The sequence below is a fragment of the Providencia sp. PROV205 genome (genome assembly GCF_028479505.1).
Classification (GTDB): Bacteria; Pseudomonadota; Gammaproteobacteria; order Enterobacterales; family Enterobacteriaceae; genus Providencia; species Providencia huaxiensis.
In genome coordinates this window covers 20,453-31,691 of sequence record NZ_JAMPNU010000016.1, presented here as the reverse complement: position 1 = coordinate 31,691, position 11,239 = coordinate 20,453, and the positions used below count along the sequence as shown (strand labels likewise).

Here is an 11,239-nt window from a genome sequence, read left to right as displayed (position 1 = left end):
TAAACAATTTAGCGTATTGGCAATACACTTACTCTTCTTGTTCTTGCCAATTAGTAATATCTAGAACTAGTTCACATTCATCATCCATATAAGCGCCTGTTGGGACAAAACCCAGCTTCTTGTAGAATTCAAATGGGCTCTCTTCCCCTTCACCACAGCTATTATAAAGGCGTGGATAACCTTTTCTTTTTAAATACTGAATGACTTGTACCAAGGCTTCTCGGCCAAATCCTAGCTTTTGGTAGGGCTCTGCAATCATGAAACGCCAAAGCATAATGCCATCATATTCTAATTCATCATCATCTAGCCCTGAATGGAGCATGATGAAACCGACAGGGACATCATCAGCGTAAATGCCTCGGTACCATGCACAATCAGAAAACTGGGCTTCCACCATGGAATAGGCATTGTCAGCCACCATATTACGCTGTGCTTCACTAAGTGTATGACTTAGTAAGCAAATTTCAGAAAAATTATCTGCGGTGACTTTTTGTAGGGTAACCAGTGAATTTTCATCTAATTCGGGTTCGATGAGCTCTTTCATAACATTTCCTTCGACAGAATATTGACCATAATCATCAGTGATGGGCTATTTTTATTATTGTTGTTGAACATAATTAAATATTAGAAATTTGCGATATGGATATAAATCAATCAACCAGAGATTTCACGACCAGTCAATGACTTAATTGTGGCTATGTAAGCGGGGTCTAAAAAGTGATGGCAACTTACTTAAGTGTCAGTTGCCATTGTGAGAGCAATAGGGGATATGAAGAAAAATTTAGTGTTCGGCTTCGCCACCTAATACATCAATCAAGCGAGCGATTAATGCACTAAGTTCACCTGTCATTAAGACGTAATCAGCATCAAATTTTTGAGCGTAGTCTTCTTTAGCGATGTCATCATTTTGGTCTTTTAATGTATCACTAAATTTGAGGCGTTTTAGAGAACCATCGTCAGATAACATGAACTGGATACGCTCTTCCCAATCTAAGGCCAGTTTGGTTACGAGTTTACCTGCTTCAATATGGGTGGCGATTTCATCAGAAATTAGCTCTTGCTTCTTACAGCGGATAATACCACCTTCTTCTAAGATAGCTTTTAGCTCCGCTTCATCCATAACTGCAAAACCTTGTGGTAATGAACCAGAACGGATCCACTCCGTGAGTGTTAGCTCAATGGGGTCTTTAAAAGTAAGAGGGACGACGGGTAAAGAACCTAAGCTTTTACGTAGTAAGGCTAAATTGTCTTCTGCGCGTTTTGCGCTTGCAGCATCAACAATAATTAATTGATTTGCAGTATCAATCCAAATGTAGGTTTTGCTAAATTTACTGAATGCGCGAGGAAGGAGAGCATGAACGACTTCATCTTTTAATGAATCTTTTTCAGTTTTCTTCAGCTTACGGCCTTGCTCAGCTTCTAATTTTTCAATTTTATCCTGTAATTCTTGTTTTATTACAGGAGATGGCAGCATTTTTTCTTCTTTTTTGGCACAAATAAGAATTTGGTTACCCGCTGCATGCGTCAGGGCATCTCCCCCATTCATCGGTGAAACCCAACCTGTTTGCATCATATCTTGGCTACCACAAGGGTGATAGGCGAGGGCGGCAAGCTGTTTCTCTAAATCATCTGCGGAGAGTGCCAAATCCCGATTTAGGCGATAGACTAATATATTCTTGAACCACATGAAAAACCTACCTTTGTTGATAAATAGCCAGTTAGAGCAGGGGGCTATGATAGCGAATTGTCTGTTATTAAGCGAAAAAAAATACGTTGTTGTTGAGCGTTGCTATCATTTGATGAGTTAGCTATTGATAATCCGCTTCAAAACAAGCCATCATAACGATAGAAACCCTGATATAAAAACCTTGAATAGTAGAGAGCATCATAATGAGAATCGGTATTGATCTTGGTGGAACCAAAATTGAAGTTATTGCATTGGATGACAGTGGCAATACTTTGTTTCGTAAACGTATTCCAACACCTCGTGGTGACTATGATGCGACACTCAAAGCGATAGCGAGTTTAGTGGCGGATGCAGAAACCGCGACGGGGTTGTCAGGTAGTGTTGGTATTGGGATCCCTGGAACCTTATCTCCAGTGACAGGAAAAGTTAAAAACGCCAATTCCACATGGCTTAATGGCAAACCGTTCGATGCTGATTTGAGCTATTTATTAAATCGTGAAATAAAAATGGCGAATGACGCTAATTGCCTAGCTGTCTCAGAAGCGGTTGATGGCGCAGGAGCAGGCGAGAAAGTCGTGTTTGCTGTTATTATCGGAACCGGTTGTGGCGCAGGGATTGCGATAAATGGTCAGGTGCATTCAGGGGGAAATGGCGTTGCAGGGGAATGGGGGCATAACCCTTTACCATGGCAAGATGAGCAAGATAGGCAATTTCTAGCATCAGAAAGCTGTTATTGTGGGCTGACGGGGTGTACTGAATTATTTGTCTCAGGCACAGGTTTTATGGCTGACTATACGAAACTGTCAGGGTGCAAAAAAACGGGAATGGAAATCGTTGAATTAGCGCAAATAGGGGATGAACATGCCGTCATCGCACTCGAAAACTACCTTAATCGCCTCGCAAAAGCCCTCGGGCAAGCCATTAATATGTTAGACCCAGATGTGATAGTGCTAGGGGGCGGAATGAGTAATGTTGATTACTTATATGAGGCGCTGCCTGAAAGGATCCGTCAATGGGTGTTTGGTGGGGAGTGTGATACACCAATTCGTAAAGCGGTGCATGGCGATTCGAGTGGGGTTCGCGGAGCTGCTTGGTTGTTTTCGTCCTAATTTACGCTGTCGCGGTGTTGGCTTCATTCAGTCACTCTAGTCACATACTTATGTATGCTCCTAGAGATGACCTCATTTTGCCGCCTAGCGACAGCGTAAATTAGTTAGAAAATAGAGCCAATGGGATGGTAGCGGTGTTGGCTTCATTCGGTTACTCGGGTCACATACTTGTGTATGCTCCCCGAGATACCCTCTTTTGCCGCCTTGCCACAACTCGAATTATTTAGAAAAAATACTTAGTTTCTAATCAAATAAAGGTTCTTTAGGAAAAATATTTGGTTTCTAATCAAGTGAGAAATCTTTAGAAAACTAATGATTAAATAATCATCTTTTATTTCTTAAATTAAATTTAGATTAATTGAAAATAATTTGATAAATGGATTTATAAAATAAAAATGGATAAGAAAAATCCCTGTGTTTTATTGGTGAAATAAAATACGGGGATTTAAGTTAAATAAACTTCTGTAATGCTAAGTGATATAAATCACAGTTCTTTTTTTTCCTTCGAAAAATATTCATCAATCCTGAATGGAATAATGGGAGTTAATTAAGGTGAATTTGTCATCATTAATTCATTTTTGTGAGCTATATAAAAATCAAGCCCAATAAAAAGATGAAAACCGTGATTTAGTCACAAAAAATGGTTACTGTTTGCAGTGTATTATCATTAAAAATTGACATCATGCACATAGTGTAAAATTTTAATGCTATTTTTGTTGTTTATTTGTTCAATTTTACAAGATAGGTACTCAGATTTGAGAGGCAATTTTCTCTCAATAATGGCAACTAAGGGGATTACATGAATAAAGTATTAAAACTTTCAACACTTGCTATGTTAGTCGCATTTAATGCGAACGCAGCAACGGTTGATTTACGCGTAATGGAAACATCAGATGTTCACAGCAACCTCGTTGACTTTGATTATTATAGAGACAAGCCGATAGAGCAATTTGGTTATGTACGTACTGCAACATTAATTAAAGCCGCTAAACAAGAAGCAACAAACTCAGTATTAGTGGACAACGGAGATTTAATCCAAGGTAGCCCATTAGCAGACTACATAGTAGGTGAAGGTTTAAAAGACGGTGAATCTCACCCAGCACATAAACTTTTAAATACTATGGGTTATACCGTAGGTAACTTCGGTAACCATGAGTTTAACTTTGGATTAGAATTCTTACATAAAGCCATTGATGGCGCAAAATTCCCATACATTAACGCCAATATTATTGATGCGAAAACGGGTGAAAACTACTTTAACCCATACATTATTGTCGATACACCGGTTAAAGATAGAGACGGCAAAACGCACACTATCAAGATTGGTTATATTGGTTTTGTTCCCCCACAAATCCTTATTTGGGATAAACCAAACTTAGAAGGCAAAGTTTTAGTTAACGATATCACTGAAACTGCGAAAAAATTTGTACCGCAAATGAAAAAAGAGGGTGCAGATTTAGTTGTTGCTATCCCTCACTCTGGTTTCTCTCAAGAGCCATATAAAGCAATGGCTGAAAACTCAGTTTATTACCTCAGCGAAGTTCCGGGTATCGACGCTATCATGTTTGGTCACTCACACGGCGTGTTCCCTAGCAAAGATTTCAGTGATATCAAAGGTGTTGATGTTGCAAAAGGGACAGTGAATGGCGTACCAGCTGTCATGCCAGGGCAGTGGGGTGACCATTTAGGTGTGGTTGATTTAGTCGTCAATAATGATGATGGTGCATGGAAAGTAGTTGATGCAACCGCTCACGCACGCCCTGTCTACGATAAGCCAAATAAGAAAGCCTTGGTTGAGCGTGATGGCGAACTGGCGAAAATTATTGAACAAGAACACCAGGATACCCGCAAGTTTGTTGGAAAACATATCGGTAAAGCGTCCGAAAACATGTACAGCTTCTTAGCATTGGTTCAAAGTGACCCAACTGTACAAATCGTGAATGATGCTCAAGTCGATTACACCAAAAACTTTATTCAAGGTGACCCAGATCTGGCTGATTTACCTGTTCTTGCAGCCGCTGCACCATTTAAAGCTGGTGGACGTAAAAACTCACCAACTGAATTTATTGAAGTTGAAAAAGGTGATTTAACTTTCCGTAATGCCGCTGACTTATATTTATATCCAAATACGTTAGTTGTAGTGAAAGCGACAGGCGCCGATGTTGTTGAATGGTTAGAATGTTCTGCGGGAATGTTCAATCAAATCAATCCACAATCAACAGCACCACAAAGCTTATTGAATTGGAATGGTTTCAGAACTTATAACTTCGATACAATTAGTGGTGTAAATTACCAAATCGACCTGACTCAACCCGCGAAATACGATGTTGATTGCCAAACAGTCAACAAAGATGCTAACCGAATCAAAAATGTAACCTACCAAGGTAAGCCGATTGATCCAAAAGCAACCTTCTTAGTGGCAACGAATAACTACCGTGGCTACGGCGGTAAATTTGCGGGAACAGGTGATAATAATGTCGCATTTGCATCTCCAGATGAAAACCGTTCTATTTTAGCGGCTTATATTGCTAAAGAGTCTAAAGATAAAGGACAAATTGCGACTAAAGCCGCGAATAATTGGTCATTCACTCCAATTAAAACAGACAAAAAACTGGATGTTCGCTTTGAAACTGCGCCAAGTGAAAAAGCAGCAAAATTCATCAAAGAGAATGCACAGTATCCGATGAAACAAGTCGGTACCGATGAAATTGGTTTCGCTATTTATCAAATAGATTTAACCGAGAAGTAATCTAAACATATTGATATCATTCAAGCCTACCTACGGGTGGGCTTTTTAGTGGCTAAGTAATTAGCTTGATAAGTAATTTTAGAGGTGAGAATGCAAAGTAAGAGGGGTGTTAAGGAAATAGCGCTCGGAATATTAAGACAATTTTTACATTAAATATTCCGAGCGGTTATGATTAAGGTAAACATTATGGATCTACTCATAAAAGACATTTAACATAGGTAACTTAGTGTGTTTATCATACTCAACTTTTACATACTCAGACTCTACCTTTTGGCCATTTTTTAAAGAACCTGTTATTGATACATCTTTACCTTTTCGGTAACACGTAATATTAACTCGCTCTTTATGTTCAACTTTGACTGAACATTGTGGCTCATAGATATAACCTGAAAATGAAATTGTACCTCCTGATGAGTTATTACTTGCATAGGTGAAAGAACAACTTGAAATGATTATAGTAACAACAAATGTTAGTAAAGATAAACCTTTCATAGTCCACCTCCTTAATAACACTTTACACGATGGGACGTGTTTTTGTGCTCTCACTTTTAGTGTAGTTCAAATATCTATAATGCAAAACTAAAAATGAAAATATACTTAGAGTTTAGATGGGTGGTTGGTTAATGTATTGATAAATATCAAATTATATGTCTATTGGATTTTGTGTGATCAATTAATAATCAGGCGGTAACACGAGTGTAATAATAATAGTATAATTGTGAATGTTTCTTTTTGTTTCGATGAACTATTTTGAGTAAATATGTTTTATTGTGAGTTTAGGTTAATTTAGAATAAGTGATAATTTTAAATTGGAGGTATCATAAGTGATGATGTTGAATTATTCACTTTGATAATATCAAATAAATGAAATCCTCTCGTAAATATATTACGAAAGGATTATTTAAATTCTTAGTATTTTAGTTTATTTGAAAACTTTGAAACGAACATCGTCGTCCATAAAGTCTTTATTACCCGCTGGCTCATTAATTGAACCAAATACCATTTGAGCGCGTAATATCCAGTTAGCTGGAACATTCCATGCTGTTTGTACGTCATTATCAATCAGTGGATTGTAGTGTTGTAAAGATGCACCGATATTTTCTTGTGACAATGCAGTCCAGACTGCGAATTGTGCGATACCACTGGCTTGTTCAGACCAAATTGGGAAGTTATCTGCATATAAAGGGAATTGCTCTTGCAAACCTTTAACAATATCTTGGTCTTCAAAAAACAGAATAGAACCGGCTCCCGCAGCAAAACTATCAATTTTTTGCTCTGTTGAAGCAAAGGCTTGCTCAGGAACAATTTTACGCAGTGCTTCTTTGGTCATATTCCATAATTTTTGGTGTTCAGCACCAAATAAAATCACGACGCGAGATGTTTGTGAGTTAAATGATGATGGTGAGTGTTTAACTGCTTCTTTAATTAATCTCGTGACGTGTTCTTCTGATACAGGTAAAGCATCGCCGAGGTTATAGATAGTACGACGATTTTTAATCATTTCGATAAATGCGTTAGACATTTTAGTCTCCTAGCTTTTCATTAGCGCACGGCATGTTATTGAATAAATCTTAGAAGCCGTAGTGTGTTTCAATGGTTATTACTATAACTTGGCGAATGGAAAATCATAGAAAAAAAATTTAACGATAAGGTTCAAATTTTTGCGCTAAGTTAATAAGGTGTTTTTATTTGCTTAAAATCAATATGTTAACGCTAGTTTTTGTGGCGATTTATGGTGATGAACTGCATTAATAAGCACAAAAGAATAATATGTATAGAAAATAATTGAGGATAAAATAGATGAGAATGAAAGCGCCTAGGTAGAGTATCAAATTAATCAAAAATAGTACGCTGAAGCGGGCTCAACTTTCTCTACCAATGTAGGGAATAATAAAGTGGATGCATTTCGTTTTTTAAACAACTTAGCTATCTTTAAATTAGCAGTTAATTTTAGGGGGGGGAGTTTTCCCCACCCCGAATAGTCACAGAATTGAGTTAAATTATGCGGTTTAAATGATACGAAATTGTGCGGGAAGTTCGCTAAAGCCAAGCCCATTGCCTTTTTTCACGGCAATTTGTACAGGAATACGTTCTTTCATTGCTTCCACATGGCTAATTACGCCAATAGTTTTGCCAGATGCATTCAAGCTTTCTAATGCATCAAGGGCAATATCTAACGTTTCTGCATCTAAAGTACCAAAACCTTCGTCTAAAAAGAGCGATTCTAATTGTGTACGATGACTCACCATATCGGATAGCGCTAGGGCCAATGCTAAACTAACTAAAAAGCTTTCCCCACCAGAAAGCGTTTTAATATCTCGAATGCTATCCGCTTGCCAGCCATCAATAACTTGTAACTCAAGGTTTGCTTGGTGGCTACGCTGTAATAAATAACGGCCATGAAATTTTTCAAGCTGTTGATTAGCTAGAGAAACTAAACAATCCAATGTTAGGCCTTGTGCATAACGTCGGAATTTATCCCCTTCAGCGGAACCGATAAGTAAGCTGAGATAGCTCCAATCATCGTAACTTAACTGACTTTTCTCTATTTCTTGCAGTAAATCTTGTTGCTGGTGGCGCAGTTGCTTATCGGTATTGAGCTGGTTAATTATCTGGCCTTGTCTCTGATTTATTTGCTTAATTTCTTCATCGAGTTGGGCAACAATTGTTTGTAATTGCGTTTCAGTCAGTGTCGCTAAATCAGTAATACGTTGTTGATTTAGCACTTCAATGGCCTGTAACCCCTCTTTATAACGCGTTTCACACTGTATACGTGCTTGGTTAATGCGTTGTTTTAGTGTTTCCAATTGTTGTTTTTCTTCATGGCTTATTAACGCCTTAAGGAAAGTGTGTTGATCACTAAATGGGCTATCGGTAAGTGCTTGAGTAAACAGGGTATTGGCTTGCGTTTGTGCCAGTTTTGTTTTTTCGCTGGCATCTATGAGCGCTTGATAACTTCCATTCATTGACGCGATGGTTTTATCAGTCTCATTGAGTTGTTTACTTAATTGTTCCTGAGCTTGGAAAAGCATGGTTTGTTTGTCATTCAATTGCTGAATGAATTGGTTGATAGTTAGACCTGAAAGCAGTGTTTTTCGTTGTGCTGCTTTTTGCTCTAAATCTAGCTCAATTTGTTTAAGACGATTTCTTTCTTGTTCAATTTGTTGAGTAAGAATATCGAGTTGTTCTAACTCAACTTTTAATGTGGCTTTATTGACTTCAATTTGTTGGCTAAGTGTTTGCGCCATCACTTTTTGGTTGTTGAAGTGCTCACTGCGTTGGCTGATCTCGTTAACCCATTCATCGAATTTATCTTTATCAGGCACATTTAAGTTAAATGGCATAAGAGTGGATTGCCATTTATCTAATTGTATCTGCTTACGCTGTTGAAATTGGTTATATTCTTTTTGGATCTCATCAAGTTGTTGTGTTTGGTTTTTTAAACGCTCTTCAATCAATGACAAATCAGATTGCCATTGGGTAAAGCCTGCTTGTTGCTCGTGTAGTTGATACTTGGTTTGCTGATATTCGCGCTCTAGCGCGGTCATATCGGCCACTATTTTCTGTTGCGTAGCTAATTGCTCCGTTAATTGATTAACAAAGAGCGTAACGGCTTGTTCATTTTGGGCTAACTCAGGTGTGAGTGCTTGCTCACATGTCTTTTGCCATTGATAGTTAAAGGCATCGAGTTGTTCTCTGATTTGCTGCTGTTGTTGTAAATTTTCGTTTTGGCGTTGTTTTTGTGTATAAAGTTGTGATTCTAACTGAGTTTGTTGTTGCTTTAATTGGTCGAGTTTATTTGTAAGCTCAATGAGTTGTTGCTGTGTTTCACTGAGGTGAATTGATTGATAATCGTTAACGGCAGGGTGCTCTGTTGCACCGCATAATGGGCAGGGGTTACCCGCTATGAGTTGCTGACGTTCATGCTCTAGGCTAACAATTTTTTGTTCTAATTGTAATTTGTCATTGGTTAGCTTGATGAGTGGCGTCAATTCATTAATGCGTGTTAGGGCAATGCTCAATGTTTTTTGCGTGGTGGTGATATCTTGTGCTAATTCAACATCTTTTTGGGTCTGTTTTTGTTTTTGCGTTTGTGCATTAAGGCATTGAGATAATATTAATGGCAATAATTTAGCATGTTGTAAGCGTGCTTGTAGCTGTTCAATGTGTTGGTTGATGGCATTAATATCATGTTTTTCTTGGTTTTGTTTGTAGCTTTCTTCTTGTTTTTTGAATGTGACGGTGCTGTGTTCTAACTCGAGACGTTTTTGGGATAATTTTTCAGTTTTCTGCTGCTGTTGCCGCTGTAATTGTGTAACTTCATTTGAAATAATTTGTTGTTTTTTATGCAAACTCACCAGTTTATCAGCTAACTCGAATATAAAATGGCCTTGTTGCTGCCAGCTACCGATGTGCGCATTGAGCTCAGCGTCTTTTGGGTGTTCTTCTAGGAATAGGTTGTGTTTCTTTAACTCAAGGTGCGCAGTTTGGATCTGACTTTGAGTCTCATTAACTAAGTGTTGTTTTTGCTGAAGAGTTGTGTGCTGTTGTTCAATTTGTTGCGTAATTTCAGTCTGTTGTTGTTTCAATTGTGCAATTTGGTTATCCAGAGGCCTGACAGTTTCATCAATCAATTGATGTTGTTGTTTGGCAAAATCAAGATGTTGTTGATACTCGGATTGTGATTTCAACAACTTCTCTTGCAGTGGGGCACGTTCAGCTTGCTGGGTTTGCAAGCTAAGTTTCAGCTGTTGTTGTTTATTTATGTATTCAGTGAGTTGTTGTTGCTGGCGCTCAACGTCCTGCCATAACGGGCGAAGCGACTCCGCAGGGGCGCTATCAGCCAATCTTTTCAACTGAGGCTGTGCGGATTGGAACTCAAGCTCATTTTTTTTGAGTTCATCATCAAGTGATTGCATGCGCTGGGTGAGTTGGTGATATTGTTGCCACCAATTGACGCCTTGTTGGTGGCGAGCCCGCTGTTGCTTGGTTTGAGTCTCTTGTTCAAGTAAATGGTTTTGCTGTACTAATAACTCTTGGTGTTCTGCTTCAGTGAGTAAATTAATGCTTTGTGCCTTTGCCTTTAGCAAATCTAAGTCAATTTTGGCTTGCTTGTGTTGATTAAAAACATAAATTGAAATCTGGCTATAAATTTCGGTGCCTGTAATTTCTTCAAGTAAATCAGCGCGTTCTTTTTCTGAAGCATTTAAAAACGCAGCGAAATCACCCTGAGAGAGTAAAATTGATTTGGTAAAACGTTCATAATCAAGCCCAGTTATTTTTGCTATTAATTCTTTTATCTCTGTGATTTTTACGGTCAATATTTTACCATCAGTAACCGTTGCAAGCTCCGCCTTAGGCTGTTGTAAATTGCCATCAGGCTTTCCTCCTGCTCGTCGTTGGCTCCAAAAGGCGCGATAAGCTTTGCCTTTGACCTCAAACTCCACCTCAGCAAGGCATTCCCCAGTGTGGCGAGTCATCAGTTCATTTTGTGCGTTAGAAATGGTTTTTAAACGCGGTGTTCGGTGATAAAGCGCAAGGCAAATCGCATCCAATAAGGTGGTTTTTCCTGCACCAGTGGCACCTGTAATGGCAAATAAGCCATTGCTAACAAATGGCTCCGCAGTGAAATCAATTTTCCACTCACCTCGAAGAGAGTTAATATTTTTTAAACGTAAACTTAGAATCTTCATA

At 38.5% G+C, this 11,239-nt stretch carries 7 protein-coding genes; 2 read left to right on the top strand and 5 right to left on the bottom strand.

The window, feature by feature from the left end; all coding sequences use genetic code 11:
• Window positions 1–28: 28 nt before the first annotated feature.
• Both PR800_RS10640 and rdgC read right to left on the bottom strand, forming a co-directional pair.
• Window positions 29–544, bottom strand: a complete 516-nt coding sequence (locus tag PR800_RS10640) for a GNAT family N-acetyltransferase (protein ID WP_102138998.1) — start codon at window positions 542–544, stop codon at window positions 29–31.
• 237 nt (window positions 545–781) lie between these two features.
• Window positions 782–1,687 carry a recombination-associated protein RdgC gene (rdgC, locus tag PR800_RS10635; RefSeq protein ID WP_272530778.1) on the bottom strand — a complete coding sequence of 302 codons (906 nt, stop codon included), beginning with the start codon at window positions 1,685–1,687 and terminating at the stop codon, window positions 782–784.
• A gap of 203 nt (window positions 1,688–1,890) precedes the next feature.
• Between rdgC and mak the strand changes: the two genes are divergently transcribed.
• Window positions 1,891–2,796 carry a fructokinase gene (gene mak / locus PR800_RS10630; RefSeq protein ID WP_166266667.1) on the top strand — a complete coding sequence of 302 codons (906 nt, stop codon included), beginning with the start codon at window positions 1,891–1,893 and terminating at the stop codon, window positions 2,794–2,796.
• A 799-nt stretch (window positions 2,797–3,595) separates the two neighbouring features.
• The gene (locus PR800_RS10625; protein ID WP_272530777.1) at window positions 3,596–5,545 is read left to right on the top strand and encodes a bifunctional 2',3'-cyclic-nucleotide 2'-phosphodiesterase/3'-nucleotidase; all 1,950 of its coding nucleotides are present in this window, start codon (window positions 3,596–3,598) and stop codon (window positions 5,543–5,545) included.
• Between the two features lie 192 nt (window positions 5,546–5,737).
• Here the strand turns inward: PR800_RS10625 and PR800_RS10620 are convergent, their stop codons facing one another.
• The 3 genes from PR800_RS10620 to PR800_RS10610 form a co-directional block, all read right to left on the bottom strand.
• Window positions 5,738–6,037, bottom strand: coding sequence for a hypothetical protein (locus PR800_RS10620; protein ID WP_102139002.1), 300 nt, complete (start codon window positions 6,035–6,037; stop codon window positions 5,738–5,740).
• 430 nt (window positions 6,038–6,467) lie between these two features.
• Window positions 6,468–7,067, bottom strand: coding sequence for a nitroreductase family protein (locus PR800_RS10615; RefSeq protein ID WP_272530775.1), 600 nt, complete (start codon window positions 7,065–7,067; stop codon window positions 6,468–6,470).
• Window positions 7,068–7,554: 487 nt separating this feature from the next.
• Window positions 7,555–11,238, bottom strand: a complete 3,684-nt coding sequence (locus PR800_RS10610; protein WP_272530774.1) for an AAA family ATPase — start codon at window positions 11,236–11,238, stop codon at window positions 7,555–7,557.
• Window position 11,239 lies beyond the last annotated feature (1 nt).